Raw genomic sequence first — 15,550 nt, 5'->3', positions numbered from 1 at the left:
GTCCCTAGCCGCCGAAATCGACCTTGGGAGCCTCTTCCGCGCCCGGAGTGGTGGCCTGATAAGGCGTCATCGGCTTGGCGCCATGAATGATCTTGGCGCCGATCGCGTCGGGGAAGGTGCGGATGCGGGTGTTATAGGCACGCACCGCTTCATTATAGTCGCGGGTCGCGACTGCGATGCGGTTTTCCGTCCCCTCAAGCTGCGATTGCAGTTCGAGGAAATTCTGGTTCGACTTGAGTTCGGGATAGGCCTCGACCGAGGCCAGCAGGCGTCCAAGGCCCTGGCTGAGGGCCGCCTGCGCCTGGCTGAACTGCGCGACCTTTGCGGGATCGGACAGATCATCCGCGCTGACCTGAACCGATGTCGCCTTCGCCCGCGCCTCGGTGACGCGCACCAGCGTGTCCTGTTCCTGCTTCGCCGCGCCCTTCACGGTCGCGACCAGATTGCCGATCAGGTTCGACCGGCGCTGATATTGCGCCTGAACGTCGGCCCATTTGGCCTTGGCTTCCTCCTCCGCCGTGGGCACGCTGTTGATGCCGCAGGCGGACAGGCTGAGCGCTCCGAACAGGACAAGAATAGTGGGCGTGATGCGACGCACGAACGGCATGGGATATCCTTTGCTGTGTTGCGCCATGGAAATAGGCGGTTGTGATGAGCCGCGCAACGGCTCATGAAAACAACATGGTGCAACGGTGAAAAGGTAGGACAATGGGCCTGATTTCTGAATTCAAGACTTTCATCAACCGCGGCAACGTGATCGACCTGGCCGTCGGCGTCATCATCGGCGGCGCGTTCGCGACCATTACCAAGTCGATTACCGACGATCTTATCATGCCGGTCGTGGGCTTTCTGTTCGGCGGCGTGAATTTTTCGGAATATTTCGTTCAGCTCGGCCCAATCCCCGCCGGCTTCAAGGGCAATCCCCAAAGCTATGCCGACCTGAAGGCGGCCGGCGTGGCCATGCTGGGATGGGGCGAGTTCCTGACGGTGTTCGTCAACTTCGTGATCCTGGCCTTCATCATCTTTCTGCTGGTCAAGGCGGTGAACAGGCTGATGCCCAAGCCGGAGGCCGAAATCGCCGGTCCGAGCGAGGAGGTTCTGCTGTTGCGGGAGATCAGGGATTCGGTGAAAAAATAGCAATGTTGCGACGAGCCGAGCATGCGACGGGAACCATCGGGCGTACGACAGGTTGTTGCGCGTCAGGGCTGGTGGACGATCGCATGGTCGTGCCGCCCTGTGCCGATGTCGTCAGCCCCCGGGGGCACAACAGGAGAAACGCCGTGAAAACCATCGTCAAAGTCCTTGGCCTCGCCAGCCTCGTCGCGCTCGCTGCTTGCGATTCGGCGCAGGAGAACAAGGTCGAGAACGCATACGAGAATCAGGCGGACGCACTCGATAACCAGGCCGACAACATGGAAGCCATGGCTGATAACCTGACCGGCAGCGCCGAGAATGCAGCGGAAAACGCCGCGGACAAGATCGAGAACAAGGCCGAGGCCACGCGCGAGGCCGGCGAAGCTGCTGCCGATGCGGTCGAAGACAAGAACTGATCCTTTCGGTAACTACCCGACCGATGGAGGGCTTCGCGGCACAGTCGCGGAGCCCTTTTTATAACTGGCGATGCGCCGCCTTTAACCATGATTTAACCATGCTCATTCCAAGATGCAGGCTGCGCATCGAATGGATCGTGGGGCATGGACGAACTACTTCAGGAATTCATTTCCGAGACGCAGGAAACGCTGGAAGCGCTGGCGGGCGAGGTCGTGGCGTGGGAGATCAATCCAGCCGATCGCGACCGGCTCGATGCGATCTTCCGGTTTTTCCACACGGTCAAGGGCAGTTGCGGATTCCTTAACCTGCCGCGCTTCGAGCGGTTGAGCCATGCGGCGGAGGACGTCCTGTCCGACATCCGCGCGGGCAAACGCGCCGCCGATCCAGCGACGGTCAGTGCCGTGCTGGCAATCATGGACCGGATCGGCGAACTGACCGAAGCGGTGGCGATGGGCACGGCGCTGCCCAATGGCAATGACGATTTCCTGATCGGTCAACTGGCCGAGCGTGAAGTGAATGCCGGTGACGATGCGGACCACCGCCTGACGCCGGTTCCGGCCCAGCCCGCATCACGGCCGACCGCATCGCAGGTCGCTCCGCGCACCATCCGCCTGCCTTTGTCGCTGATCGACCAGTTGATGAACGGCGTGTCCGACATGGTGCTGGCCCGCAACGAATTGTCCCGCAAGCTGCGCGAACGGTCGGCCGACCCCGAACTCGACAGCGCGTTCGACCGGCTGTCGACGTGCGTCGCGGATATGCGCGACGTGATTTCCAAGACGCGGATGCAGCGCGTCGACCGCCTCTTTACCGCCGTGCCGCGCATGGTCCGCGACCTGTGCCGCGATCTTGGCAAGCGCATCGACCTCAGCCTGGAAGGCGGCGATGTCGAGATGGACCGCGAGATGGTGGAGATGGTCGTCGACCCGCTTACCCATATCGTGCGCAACAGCGTCGACCATGGCATCGAAACGCCCGATCGCCGCCGGGCGCTGGGGAAGCCGGAAGTCGGGCAGTTGAGCCTGACCGCGCGCCAGTCGGGCAACCAGATCGTCATCGAAATCCGCGACGACGGCGCCGGTATCGATACGCGCCGCCTGGTCGACAAGGCGATCAGCGCGGGCCGGCTGACGCCCGAAGCCGCCGACCGCATGAGCGAGGCCGAAAAGCTGGACCTGATATTCCAGGCCGGACTATCGACCGCCGAGCAGGTGACAGCCGTATCGGGCCGGGGTGTCGGCATGGATGTGGTGCGCGCCAATGTCGAGCGGATCGGCGGGTTGATCGCGCTGGACAATCATCCCGGCAAGGGATTGTGCATTACCCTGCGTGTGCCGTTGACGCTCACCATCATTCCGGGGCTGACGATCCAGGCGGGGGGGCTGCATTTCGCCATTCCCCGTGCCGCCGTCGTCGAAATCCTGCATGACAACAATGAAACGCTCGCCATCCACGAGGCCGGCGGCGCAAGGATCGCCACGATCCGGGGCGTGCGCCATTCCATGATCGATCTTGAAGATGTGCTGGGCCTTGAAAAGCCGGTCCAGGCCATCCCGCGCGCCATCATGGTCGTGCGGTCGTCATCGGGCGTTCCCTTTGCCATGGGCGTGTCCATGGTGGAAAATCACGAGGAACTGGTGATCCGCCCGGCGTCGCCGCTGATCATGGCATCGGGCGTCTATGCCGGCATGACCCTGCCCGACAATGGCAGGCCGATGCTGTTGCTGGACGCCGGCGGCCTGGCGCTGGCCGCGCAGCTGCCCAACATCATCGACGATCAGGCGGCCCGCGCGCAGGATGCGCGCGCCGACGCGCAGGCGCATGTCGAAATGGTCGCGGCGCTGCGGTTCGAGGAAATTTCGGGCGAACGCCGCCTGCTTCCGCTTTCGCTGATCGAACGTGTCGAAGATCTGCCGGCCGACAGCTTCGGCTGTTCGGGCGGGCGCGCCTTCGTCCGGCTCGAAGGGCGGATATTGCCGGTCGCCAATGGCCTGCATCGGTTCGATACGGATACGGTCACAGCGCTGCGCCTGCGTGATGGCGTCCGCGATGCCTGCTACCCGGTTGCCGCCGTCTTCGACATCGTGGACATGCCGCTGGTGCCCGACATGGTCGCGGCGCACGGCATGGTGGGCGGGGTCGCGCTGATCGACGGCGAGCATCTGGAAGTGATCGACGCCTTTGCGCTGTTCGCCGGCCTGCCCGACGAGCAGATCGTCGAGCGCACGTCCGGCCGCTGCCTGCTGGCCGATGGCGACGATGGCTGGACCCGCGAAATATTGGCGCCATTGTTGCGTCAGGCGGGGCATGAAGTGGTCCTGGGCCTGGCCCACGACATCGTCGCGGGAGACGGCGACGTCATCCTGTGTTCGATGCCCGGCACCACCGTGGCGGCTGATCTTGCCGATCGGCCGATCCTGCGCCTGCGCGCGACGCCGCGTTCGGCTGGCCCCGAAGACAGCAGCATCTATCGTTATGATCGTGACGCGTTGATGGCGGCGATTTCATCGGCGCGATCGTGAAGGAGGGTTCAATGAGCCAGCTCTATCTGTTCGCCACCCTGGCCGGCACGCGCATCGCGGTGGAAACGGGCGAAGTGGAGGCGGTGGTCAAGCTGACCGATATTTCGCCGGTGCCAGGGATGGCCCCGCACGTTGCAGGTTTGTCGGCGCTGCGCAGCCGCGTGCTGACGATCATCGATCCGGCGGCGTTGATCCGAGGCATGCCGACACCGTCGGACCAGCGCGGCCTGGCCATCATCGCCAACATCGCCGGCCACAGCTATGGCCTGATGGTCGATGGCGTGACCGACATCTGCGCGGTGATGGAGGGCGAACTGCCGCTGCGGGGGCAACTGGACCCCGCCTGGGTGCCCTTTGCCCGCGGCCTGGTGGAAGACGAACATGGGCCATGCCTGCTCGTGTCGCTCGCCAACTTCGTGGACACAGGATCGGTGCTGGTGGCGGCGTGAGAATATCGTGCCTGCCGCGTTTACCAATCGCTCAACAATGTCCGTTACGGTTCGACCATTGCCGAAGCATATATAAAGGGACGCTTCATGAAAAACTGCCTGGTGGTCGATGACTCGAAGGTCATTCGCAAAGTGGCCCGACATATATTGGAATCGCTCGACCTGAGCGTCACCGAGGCGGTGGATGGGCAGGATGCGCTCACCCAATGTGAGGCGGCTGCCCCCGACGTGGTGCTGCTGGACTGGAATATGCCGGTGATGAGCGGCATGGAATTTCTCCAGGCGCTTTCGCTCGCCAAGTTGAGTGCGCGGCCCAAGATCATTTTCTGTACCACCGAAAACGGCATCAGCCACATCAAGGCCGCTGTGGAAGCCGGGGCGGACGAATATGTGATGAAGCCGTTCGATCGCGAAACGCTGGAAAGCAAGCTGGCGATAGTTGGAGTGATCTGACCGAGGTCCTGCCAACAGCCTGTCCACTCTCGACGTCCAGAAAGTTATCCATGTCGGCAATGGTGCCCATCACCGCAAGCAGCAATCGTGACGGGTCGGCGATCCGAACATTGATCGTCGACGATTCTGTCGTGGTGCGAACCGTGATCGAGCGGATATTGCAGGGCCATCCCGGCTTTGTGGTCGCGCAAAAGAGCAAAATGGCCGAAAATGCGCTGCGGTTCCTTGAAAGGGATCATGCCGACCTCATCCTGCTCGACATCGAACTGCCGGGGCAAAGCGGCCTTGCCGCGCTACCCGCAATTCTGCGTGCCAGCGGGGGCGCCAAGGTCGTCATCCTGTCGGGGAGTTGCGAAGAAGGCAGCGCGGCTGCGGTCGAGGCGCTGGCGCTCGGCGCCAGCGACATTCTCGCCAAGCCCGACAGTGGCGCCTTTGGCAACCAGTTTCCCCAGATGCTGCTGGACAGGCTCGGACGGCTGTTCGGCGAACAGGCGGCCGGCGCGATATCCGCCGCCCCGCCGCCGCTGCGCATGGCGCCGCAGCGCAACGCGGCGCCGCTCGGCTGCCTTGGCATCGGCGCATCGACCGGTGGCATCCACGCGCTCGGACAATTGTTCGCAGGCCTGGCAGCGCCGCTCGGCGTGCCCATTCTGGTCACCCAGCATCTGCCGGTCAGCTTCACCCGCTATTTTGCGGAGCAACTGGCCCGGATGACGACCCTGCCGGTGAAAGTCGCCCGTCATGGGGCGTTGTTGGCGCCGGACACGGTCTATGTCGCGCCCGGCGACGCCAATCTTGAATGTCGGCGCGGCCGGGACGGTCGGGTCAACATCATCCTCAATCCCGAACGCACGGCGTCCGGCAATCTGCCAGGAGTCGATCCCATGTTCGCTGCGATGGCCGAAGCCTATGGACCGGGTGCCGCGGGGATCATCCTTACCGGCATGGGCCGCGACGGTTTGCTGGGCGCGCGCGCGATCGTTGCCGCGGGCGGCTGGATCGTCGCGCAGGACCAGGGCAGCAGTGTCGTATGGGGCATGCCGGGTTCGGCGGCCGAGGCGGGCCTGACCAGCGCGCTGCTCGCACCTGAAATGATCATGCCCTTCGTGGCCCAGCGCGCGCGGGCGATCAGCTGATGGTGTCCGCTGCACCTGCGCCGCCGTCGCAAGGGGCGACCCGCATATTGACCGGTCTGCTGGAGGCGCGCACGGGCCAGGTATTGTCGGAAAATCGCGCGTGGCGCACCGAAACCGCGCTGCGGCCAGTGATGCGGACGCACGGACTGGCCGATATCGACGCGCTCGCGGCGAAGCTGGTATCGGCACGCGATCCGCGACTGGAGGAGGATGTCGTCAACGCGCTGCTCAATAACGAGAGCAGCTTCTTTCGCGATTTGCAGGTTTTCGACATGCTCTATCGCGATGTTCTGCCGCAATTGCGCGATACCAAGCGCGATCGCGTGCTGCGGGTCTGGAGCGCGGGCTGCTCGACCGGGCAAGAGGCCTATTCCATTGCCATCCAGCTGCGCAAGACCATGGCGCTATGGAGGGACTGGCGCATCGAGATCCTGGCCACCGACATTTCGACCGCCGCGATCGATCAGGCACGCAGCGGCGCCTTTTCGCAGATCGATGTCCAGCGCGGTCTGGCGATCGGCGACCTTCTGAAATGGTTCGAGCCGGTGGGCGACGACTGGAAGGCGAATGACGAATTGCGCCAGATGATCGATTTTCGCGCCGACAATCTGTTCACGCCCAAGGCGCCCACCGGGCTTTACGACCTGATCCTGTGCCGCAACGTTCTGCTCTATTTCAATGCCGACCGCCGCAAGAGCGTGTTCGACCTGCTCGCGCACCACGCCCATCCGCAAGCGGTGCTGTTCCTGGGCGCAGGGGAAACCGTGATCGGCCAGAGCGATGATTTCCAGGCGCATCCCACCTTTCGCGGCGCCTATGCCCGCCGCTTCGCGTCGGTGGCGGGGGCGGCAGGGGCGTTGCGCAACGTCGGCTGATTCGCGCCGCATCACCCCAACGGCTTGATTGGCATCCATCTCTCCGTCATGGTCGGATATCGGCGGCGGCAGGCGGCCTTTGGAGGCAGATAGGTCCAGGTGATCGAAGGTTCATTCATGACCGGTGATACGCGGGCCGGGCAACTCAGGGGGGCAGCGTCATGATAGACACGCCCTCGCCCAATTTCGACGAACGCAGCCTGCCGATCAGCATGCTGGTGCTCCATTATACCGGAATGCCGGACGCCGCGAGCGCGATCAACTGGCTGGCAAGCCCCGAATCTAAGGTGTCGGCCCATTATCTCGTGACCGAGGACGGGCAGGTGATCCGCATGGTCGACGAAGCGAAGCGGGCCTGGCATGCGGGCCGCTCGCACTGGCGCGGTATCGACGACGTCAATTCGGCCAGCATCGGCATCGAAATCGTCAATCCGGGGCATGAATGGGGGTATCGCCCCTTTCCCGAGGTCCAGATGGGATCGCTGATCCCGCTGATCCACGACATCGTTCAGCGCCACCGGATCACGCGGGGCAATATCGTCGGCCACAGCGACATCGCGCCTGCGCGCAAGCAGGATCCGGGCGAACTGTTTCCCTGGGGACAGCTTGCGCGCCTGCGCCTTGCCCTGCCGCGCCCGACCAGAAATCTGATGGACCCGCACTGGACCGATGGCGGCTTCATGCTGGCGCTCGAACGCTTTGGCTATGACATCGCCGATCCGCGCGCGGCGGTTGTCGCCTTCCAGCGCCGTTTCCGGCCCGAAATGATCGACGGCATCATCGATGGCGAATGCCGCGCCATCCTGCTCGCGCTGCTGTTGCCCAAGCCCAGGGGCGACGATTAAGCGGGATGACGGGCGCTCTTGTGCCGTGTATAGGCCGGTGCGCCAGAGGGCCGGGCGACCGCGGCGGGGACACCCGGCGAGGAAAGTCCGGGCTCCACGAAATGACGGTGCCGGCTAACCGCCGGCTGGAGCGATCCAAGGGACAGTGCAACAGAAAGCAGGTCGCCTATGTCCTTGCAGGACTAAGCCCTAGGGCAGGCGAAATTGAAAGGGTGCGGTAAGAGCGCACCGCGTCCCCGGCAACGGAGGGCGGCACGGTAAACCCCACCGGGAGCAAGACCGAATAGGGGCGGCGCGCGGACGGAAGTCTGCTAGGCATGTTTCGGCCGAGACCGCCCGGGTTGGTTGCTTGAGGAACGGAGCAATCCGTTCCCTAGAGGAATGGTCGCACATCCCCGGTGACGGGGAGGACAAAACCCGGCTTACAGGCCCTCTGGCGCATAATCCTGGCTCCCGCTTTTCATCGGCGGGCGCGATCGTTACATTGAGGCACATGGCACGCAACAGCCGATCCAATGACTGGGGCTTTCCCCGATGGCGCAGCTATGGCGCAGCGCGCGAGGCGCAGCAGGTGCGGATGTGCGACCGTTTCGGGTGCGACCAGCCGGGCAACTGCCCCGCGCCCAAATCCCCCAACAGCCCCGAACGCTGGTATTTCTGCGCCGATCATGCCGGCGAATATAATCGCAACTGGGACTATTTTCAGGGGCTGGATGACGAGGAACGCGCGTCGCGCGAGAGAGATGAGCGCCGCGACGCCGGCGGCTATCAGAACAGCGCCTATCATGGCTGGGGCGGGCCGGGCGATGGCAGCCGGTCGCGCGACGAAATCCATGCGCTGACCGCGCTGGAGCTGGAAACCGATGCGGATTTCGATGCTGTGAAAAAGAGCTGGCGACGGCTTGCCAAGGAATATCACCCTGACGTGAAGCCGGGCGATGCGACGGCCGCGATGCGCTTTCAGGCGATCCAGGCCGCCTATGAAGTGCTGCGCGCCGCCGAGGAACGGCGGACATGGAAGCCCGCCGGAGCGCGCGATTGAAGGGGCATGTCCGATCCAACTGGGATCATGCGGTGCTGGTCTGTCGCAAATGTTCCCGGAAGGTGGATGGCGGCTTTGGTCCCGATCGTGACGAGCCGCTGGCCAAGGCGCTGCGCCGCTCGCTGGGCATGAAAAAGGGGCGCAGGGCGGCGGCGGGCATTGTCGAAGTGAGCTGCCTGGGCGTGTGCCCCAAGGGTGCGGTCACCGTGGTCAACGGCGCACAGGCGCGCGACTGGTTGCTGGTCCGGCCCGGCGCTGACCTCGATGAACTGGCCGCCATGCTTGGCCTTGTTCCAGAAGCGAACAAGCGACGCGACGCCGCAGCAGGGTAGGCAGAGGCATAGATTGACGAACGGGCGATGCTGTTCGACGGGCGACATTGCAAGGCAGGGCGTGCGGCTTGACCGATGCAGCGAAAGGCGCAATCCCGCGTTACAGCATGGCGCGCCGTCCCGGCCGCCCCGGACTTGTCGGAGTCTATCACTCATGTCTTTCGCCCATATCCTGCCCCTGATGCTGGCGGCCGCGCCGCTAGCCATCACCATGCCCGCCCTGGCTCAAGCCCCGGCCACCCCCGCCGGCCCCGCCGCGACCACCACGACCCAGTTGCCGCGGGGTGCCGCGCCCACACATTATGCCATTTCAGTGACGCCCGATGTGGCGAAGCTGGCATTCACCGGCAAGGTCGTAATTGACGTCAGCGTGACGCAGTCGATGCCCGCGCTGGTGCTGAATGCAGCCGACCTGAATTTCGGCGCGGTGACGCTGACGCCCGCCAAGGGCAAGGCGATGAAAGGAACCGCCAAGGTCGATGCCGGGGCGCAGACCGTGACGTTCGATTTCGGCAAGCCGCTGGCGCCTGGCAGCTACAAGCTCGACATCGCCTATGCCGGCGTTATCAATACGCAGGCCAATGGCCTGTTCGCGCTCGACTATACCAATAATGACGGCCAGTCCAAGCGCGCGCTGTTCACCCAGTTCGAAGCGCCCGATGCGCGCCGGTTCGTGCCGAGCTGGGACGAGCCGAGTTACAAGGCGACGTTCGGACTGACCGCGACCGTGCCGTCAGGGGAACTGGCGGTCAGCAACATGCCGGTCAAGGCGTCCAGGAACTTAGGGGGCGGCAAGACGGAAGTGACGTTCGGCACCAGCCCGAAAATGTCGTCCTACCTGTTGTTCTTCGGTCTGGGAGAGTTGGAGCGCGCAACCAAGATGGTCGGCGCGACCGAGGTCGGCGTCATCACCGGCAAGGGGAATGTCGGCAAGGCGCAACTGGCGCTGGACGCGCAGGCGGAAATATTGCCCTGGTACAACGACTATTTCGGCACGCCCTATCCGCTGCCCAAGCTCGACAATGTCGCCGGGCCGGGGCAGAGCCAGTTTTTCAGCGCGATGGAAAATTGGGGCGCGATCTTCACCTTCGAGCGTACGCTGCTGGTCGATCCGCGCTTCACGTCCGAAGGCACCAAGCGGCGAATCTATGAAGTGGTCGCGCATGAAATGGCGCACCAGTGGTTCGGCGATCTGGTCACCATGGCATGGTGGGACGACCTGTGGTTGAACGAGGGGTTCGCGAGCTGGATGGCGACCAAGGTGTCCGACAAGCTCAAGCCCGAATGGGAAATGCTGCTGACGCGCGTGGGCGGACGCGAACAGGCGATGAGCCTCGATTCGCTGAGCACCACCCATCCGGTCGTCCAGAAGATCAGCACCGTCGATCAGGTGAACCAGGCGTTCGACGCCATCACCTATCAAAAGGGCGAAGCGGTGATCGCGATGCTGGAAGGCTATGCCGGCGAGGATGTGTGGAAGAATGGCATCCGCAGCTATATGAAGGCCCACGCCTATGGCAACACCATCACCGACGATCTGTGGAAAGCGGTTGAAGGCGCGGGAGCCAAGGGGCTGGTCAGCATCGCGCATGATTTCACGTCGCTGCCGGGCATTCCGCTGGTGAAAGTGGATAGCGCCACCTGCCAGGGCGGCAACACGCTGCTGACATTGAGCCAGGGCGAATTCAGCCGCGACGCCAAGGACAAGGCGCCGCTGCGATGGAACGTGCCCGTCATGGCGCAGACGACCGGCGGCGCGGCGCAGCGGATGATCTTGCAGGGCAAGGGGCAGATGACCCTGCCGGGCTGTGGCGCCTATGTCGTCAATGTCGGGCAGACGGGCTATTACCGCTCGCTCTACCCGGAGGCGAACGTCAAGGCGCTGGCGAAGGATTTCACGACGTTGCCCGCCATCGACCAGACCGGGCTGATGGCGGACAACTGGCAACTGGGGCTGGGCGGATACCAGCCGATCGGCCTTGCGCTCGACCTGATCGACGCGGTGCCGGCGAACGCCAGCCCCGCCGTGTTGGCGGAAGTGCCGGGCTACCTGGAAAGCGCGCATCTGATGCTGGAAAGCGACAAGGCGGCGCAGGCGCGGGTCGCGGTCTATGCGTCGGCCAAGCTGGCGCCGGCGCTGACCAGCATCGGCTATGACGCGAAGGCAGGCGAAGGGCCGCAGGTGCCGGTGTTGCGATCCAGCCTGATCGAGACGCTTGGCAGCATTGGCGACAAGGCGGTGGTGGCGGAAGCCAATCGCCGCTTTGCCGCGCTGGAGAAAGATCCCGCCGCGCTCGACGGGCCGCTCAAAAATGTGTGGCTAGGCATCATCGCTGAAAATGCCGATCAGGCGACATGGGACAAGTTGCGGGCCATGGCCAATGGCGCCAAGTCCGATCTGGAGAAAAGCACCATGTTCGGCCTGCTCGGTCAGGCGAAGGACGAGGCGCTTGCCGCCAAGGCGCTCGACCTGGCGCTGACCGACGAGCCGGGCAAAACCACCAGCGCCGCGATCATTGCGCAGGTGGGCGCGGAGCATCCGATGCTGGCGGTCGACTATGTGCTGGCGCATCGCGCGCAATATGAAGCGCTGATCGATGTGTCGGCGCGCAGCCAGGGGCTGGCGCGGCTGGGCGGAAATTCGGCCGATCCGGCGATGGTCGGGAAACTGGACGCTTATGCGACCCAGTATCTGACGCCCGAATCGCGCAAGGTGGTGGACCGCGCGATTTCGACGATCAAGACGCGGATCGAAACGCGGGCGCGGCTCAAGCCCGCACTGACGGCGTGGTTTGCCGGCAGGAAGTGAACGAAGAGGGCGGCGGAGCGATCCGCCGCCCTCCTTCCGCTCAGTCGGGCAATGCCAGCGCCTTGGCGATATCGTCCCAGGCCACCAGCTTGAAATTCTGCGCGGCGGCGGCATTGTGCCCGTCCTGCGCGACGAACAGGCCGCCCGGATAGGCGGGGCCGAAATCGCCGAGCATCAGGTCTATGCCGTCGGTTTCCTCAGCGCCGCCCACAATGCCGTCGGCGATGCGGAACCGACCCACATAGCTGTGGTCGCGGATGCGATAGGCGACATAGGCATTGTCGCCCTGGCTGGAGACGAGGACATAGCCATCGGTCGCGCCTATCGGCGCCAGGGCCACGCCTTCGGCATCGGCGACGATATTCTTGTTATCGGCGGCGGCGATCAGCACGGCTGCGGTCGATCCGGCATCGACCCGCCACAGGCCGGCATCCTCCTCCGCGACGTACAGACGGCCGGTGCGGTCATCGACCGCGCAGCCTTCCGACTGGGTCGCGAGTTTGACGGTGCGGACAGTGCGCCCGGTCGGCGTCGCGCCGCCCAAGTCGAGCGCGATCTGGTTGATGGCGCCGTCCTTGAGCACGATATAGGCTGAAACCCCGTGCGCGTCGCGGCCCAGGCACACGCCATAGGCTTCGCCGGCGCCGCCATCGACCTTGCCGAGCGCGGTCAGCTTGGCAGTGGCCGGGTCGAGGCTGAACAGCGCCAGCCTTGCCTTGGCAAGATCGTTGCGATCGCTGGCGACGACCAGGATGCCCGCCCGGCCGTCGATGGTCACGCCATCCTTGAGGTCGACATTGTTGACGCGGCCCGCGTCGATGAAGTCGCGAACCTTGCCGTCGAGGCCATAGACATACAGCCCCGCCTTCTTGTCCGTGCCCACGATCAGGCTGGCGGCGGGATCGGCGGGGTTGCGCCAGATTGCGGGATCGTCGGCGGCGTCGGCATTGGCGGTGCCGACCGGGGCGGTTTCCCCGCGCGCCGTGACGGCCACCGCAGGCGTCGCATTGGCGATGCGCTGAGTCAGCGGCAGTTCTGAAGATGTCGCACAGGCAGGCAATGTAATAAAACTGCAAAACATCATCATGTAAGTGTAATATTTGCGTCGTGATATAGTCACGAATAGCTCCTAGCGGCCGATGTCGATGGGCTGGATAAAGTAAAAAGCCCAAAGGTCAATTCATCTCATATGACAGGGGGCATATATGGTCGCGAATAAGTGGCTTTTGCTTGGTTGTGCATCGTTGGCGCTGATTTCGGGTCTGGCACGAGCGCAGGATAATATTCCAGCCGACGACGCGGGGCGCACCGACGGGCCGATCATCACATCGAACGACATCGTCGTCATGGGCGGCATCGGCTATCGTGATCGTACCGACAGCCCGGAACCGGTGCTGAAATACGGCACCGACTATTTCCAGCGCTTCGAACCGCTGACCGCCGGCGACGCATTGAAGCGCGTGCCGTCCGTTACTTTCCTGTCGGACGTGATCGAAAGCGACGGCGCGCGGTTGCGTGGCCTGCCGCCGGGTTACACCCAGATTCTGATCAACGGCGAGCGCGTGCCCGGATCATCGGCCGACCGCAGCTTCTTCCTCGATCGCATCCCCGCCGAGCTGATCTCCAGCGTCGAGATCGTGCGGTCGTCATCGGCCCGCCGCACAGGCGATGCGGTGGCAGGATCGCTCAACATCGTGCTGCGCGACGGCTATGAACTGGACGGGGGCTATGTCCGCGTGGGTGCGCTGCGCTATGACGACAAGGAACTCGAACCCAGCATCGGCCTCGTCTATGGCGGGCAGGTCGGGCCGGGGCGCCTGTTGCTGGGCGCGAACGTCCAGGGACGGCATAATCCCAAGCTCAAGAAGAGCCTGCGCTTTGGCGATTCGCCCGAAAACAACCCGGACTATGCGACGGACGATTTCGACAATCGCGAAGACCAGACCGACACGCGCGACGGCAAGGATTACAGCTTCAACGGCAGCTACGAGATCGACGCGGGCGACACCAATTTCAAGCTCAACGGCTTTTATGTGAAGACCGACCGGACCGAGACCGAGCGCAGTTTCGAATATGACGATCCGACCGCGACCAACGGCCCGGTGCCGGCCGGCAACCTGGTGAGTGACAATGCCAATGTCGCCAAGATCGATCAGGAGAATTTCTCGATCGACGGCAAGCTCAGCCATGAATGGTCGGCGGGCAAGACGTCGCTGCGCGTGGGGTACGCCAAATTCATCGAGGACCGGCGCGAGACCGAATATGAAATCGGTTTCGATGTCGATGAGGGCGACGAGCCGGAATTCGAAGGCGCGCTGACGCTCAATGACATCACGGACTCGGAATTTTCGGTCAAGCTGGACCATGAGTTGCCGCTGGGCGAAAGCATAACGTTGGTCTTCGGCGGCTTTTACCAGGACAAGATCCGCCGCACCGGCATCGTCGAGGGCGAGCAGGAAGGTGAGGGCAGTTTCGCCTGGGACCAGTTCATGCGTAATCCGACCGAACTGGCGGGCGATTTCGACGTCATCGAAATGACTGCCGACATCCGCATCAAGGAAAAGCGTCGCGACGCCTTTGCTCTGGTCGAGGGCGACACCGGCAGCCTGAAGTGGGAAGCGGGCCTGCGCTACGAACATACCAAGGTTCGTATCAACGACTTCACCGTCGATGAAGCCTTGCAGAACCAGCGCAACAGCTATGACGCATTCCTGCCGTCGGCTTCGTTCAAATATTCGCTGACGCAGAGCGACCGGATCATCGGCTCGGTCGCGCGCACGTTGCGCCGGCCGCAGTTCGATTACATCACGCCCGCGCTATTCGAGGAGGAAGTGGGCGACAGCGACCTGCTCGGCAATCCGCTGCTCGATCCCGAAAAAGCCTGGGGATTCGACCTTGGCTATGAGCATCGCATGGGAACGGGGGGTATTGTCGGCGTCAATGTCTTCTACCGCGATGTCAAGGACCTGATCGAGCTGGTCAACACCGGCGAGGAAGGGTCCGAAGGCGAGGGCACCTTCGTCTTCCAGCCGCAGAATATCGGCAAGGGCAAGGTGTGGGGCGTCGAGTTCGACCTGTCGACCAGCCTGACCTTCATCGGCCTGCCCAACACCGGCGTGTTCGGCAACGTGTCCTGGCTGGACAGCGAAGTTACCGATTTCCGCGGCAAGCGCCGGTTCAACGACCAGTCGAAATATGTCTATAATTTCGGCTTCATTCAGGACTTCCCGCACGCAGGCGTGGCGTTCGGCGCCACCTATCGCAAGCAGGGCAGCGCCTTTGGCCGGGTGATCGCCGAAGAAGTGACGACCACCTATGGCGCGGACCTGGAAATCTTCGTCGAAAAGCGGGTGGGCAAGAGCTTCACCATCCGCGCGGTCGGTTCCAACCTGCTGAATGGCGCCAAGCGCGAGGTGTTCAACAAGTTCGACAATCTGGAAGACCAGATGGACCGCGATTTCGACGAATATGAGCTGGAAAGCGAAAAGGCGGGGCCGGTGTTCCAGATCATGGCGCGCTACGCCTTCTGATCCAAG

The 15,550-nt window shown here is 63.5% G+C and carries 14 protein-coding genes and 1 other RNA gene; 13 read left to right on the top strand and 2 right to left on the bottom strand.

Translation table 11 applies throughout. From position 1 onward, the window contains the following. Positions 1 to 4: 4 nt before the first annotated feature. Complete coding sequence (locus WG908_RS01375) at positions 5 to 607, bottom strand: LemA family protein (RefSeq protein WP_340184753.1); 603 nt, start codon at positions 605 to 607, stop codon at positions 5 to 7. Between the two features lie 101 nt (positions 608 to 708). On the opposite strand from WG908_RS01375, the gene mscL reads away from it, so the two are divergent. The 12 genes from mscL to WG908_RS01315 all read left to right on the top strand — a co-directional run bounded on the left by mscL (position 709) and on the right by WG908_RS01315 (position 12,014). Then, on the top strand, positions 709 to 1,137 hold the full coding sequence (mscL, locus tag WG908_RS01370; RefSeq protein ID WP_340184752.1) for a large conductance mechanosensitive channel protein MscL: 429 nt from the start codon (positions 709 to 711) through the stop codon (positions 1,135 to 1,137). Positions 1,138 to 1,280: 143 nt separating this feature from the next. Continuing rightward, a complete protein-coding gene (locus tag WG908_RS01365) occupies positions 1,281 to 1,550 on the top strand; it encodes a hypothetical protein (RefSeq protein ID WP_340184751.1) in 270 nt (89 codons plus the stop codon). A 144-nt stretch (positions 1,551 to 1,694) separates the two neighbouring features. Beyond that, on the top strand, positions 1,695 to 4,073 hold the full coding sequence (locus WG908_RS01360; protein WP_340184750.1) for a chemotaxis protein CheA: 2,379 nt from the start codon (positions 1,695 to 1,697) through the stop codon (positions 4,071 to 4,073). An 11-nt stretch (positions 4,074 to 4,084) separates the two neighbouring features. Next, complete coding sequence (locus tag WG908_RS01355) at positions 4,085 to 4,522, top strand: chemotaxis protein CheW (RefSeq protein WP_340184749.1); 438 nt, start codon at positions 4,085 to 4,087, stop codon at positions 4,520 to 4,522. An 87-nt stretch (positions 4,523 to 4,609) separates the two neighbouring features. Continuing rightward, positions 4,610 to 4,975 carry a response regulator gene (locus WG908_RS01350; RefSeq protein WP_340184748.1) on the top strand — a complete coding sequence of 122 codons (366 nt, stop codon included), beginning with the start codon at positions 4,610 to 4,612 and terminating at the stop codon, positions 4,973 to 4,975. Positions 4,976 to 5,025: 50 nt separating this feature from the next. Beyond that, positions 5,026 to 6,111 carry a chemotaxis protein CheB gene (locus WG908_RS01345; RefSeq protein WP_340184747.1) on the top strand — a complete coding sequence of 362 codons (1,086 nt, stop codon included), beginning with the start codon at positions 5,026 to 5,028 and terminating at the stop codon, positions 6,109 to 6,111. After that, positions 6,111 to 6,986 carry a CheR family methyltransferase gene (locus WG908_RS01340; RefSeq protein WP_340184746.1) on the top strand — a complete coding sequence of 292 codons (876 nt, stop codon included), beginning with the start codon at positions 6,111 to 6,113 and terminating at the stop codon, positions 6,984 to 6,986. Before WG908_RS01345 ends, WG908_RS01340 begins: the two co-directional genes overlap by 1 nt. Before the next feature lie 161 nt (positions 6,987 to 7,147). After that, positions 7,148 to 7,831, top strand: a complete 684-nt coding sequence (locus WG908_RS01335; RefSeq protein WP_340184745.1) for an N-acetylmuramoyl-L-alanine amidase — start codon at positions 7,148 to 7,150, stop codon at positions 7,829 to 7,831. Between the two features lie 42 nt (positions 7,832 to 7,873). Next, positions 7,874 to 8,272: RNase P RNA component class A (rnpB, locus tag WG908_RS01330), an RNA gene on the top strand. Between the two features lie 52 nt (positions 8,273 to 8,324). Next, positions 8,325 to 8,873: a J domain-containing protein gene (locus tag WG908_RS01325; protein ID WP_340184744.1), complete on the top strand. Its 549-nt coding sequence runs from the start codon at positions 8,325 to 8,327 to the stop codon at positions 8,871 to 8,873. Continuing rightward, positions 8,846 to 9,205 (top strand): (2Fe-2S) ferredoxin domain-containing protein, encoded by a 360-nt coding sequence (locus WG908_RS01320; protein ID WP_340184743.1) that lies wholly within the window; start codon positions 8,846 to 8,848, stop codon positions 9,203 to 9,205. Before WG908_RS01325 ends, WG908_RS01320 begins: the two co-directional genes overlap by 28 nt. 154 nt (positions 9,206 to 9,359) lie before the next feature. Beyond that, a complete protein-coding gene (locus WG908_RS01315; protein ID WP_340184742.1) occupies positions 9,360 to 12,014 on the top strand; it encodes a M1 family metallopeptidase in 2,655 nt (884 codons plus the stop codon). 40 nt (positions 12,015 to 12,054) lie between these two features. On the opposite strand, the gene WG908_RS01310 is transcribed toward WG908_RS01315, so the two are convergent. After that, positions 12,055 to 13,101: a phytase gene (locus WG908_RS01310; RefSeq protein WP_340184972.1), complete on the bottom strand. Its 1,047-nt coding sequence runs from the start codon at positions 13,099 to 13,101 to the stop codon at positions 12,055 to 12,057. Positions 13,102 to 13,219: 118 nt separating this feature from the next. Here WG908_RS01310 and WG908_RS01305 point away from each other — a divergent pair, with 118 nt between their 5' ends. Then, a complete protein-coding gene (locus tag WG908_RS01305; RefSeq protein ID WP_340184741.1) occupies positions 13,220 to 15,544 on the top strand; it encodes a TonB-dependent receptor plug domain-containing protein in 2,325 nt (774 codons plus the stop codon). The last annotated feature ends 6 nt before the right edge of the window (positions 15,545 to 15,550 follow it).

Origin of the sequence: Sphingobium anseongense, assembly GCF_037725245.1 — a bacterium.
Lineage (GTDB): Bacteria > Pseudomonadota > Alphaproteobacteria > Sphingomonadales > Sphingomonadaceae > Sphingobium.
Note: the sequence above shows the minus strand (reverse complement) of the source record. Positions and strands in the feature narration are given on the sequence as shown.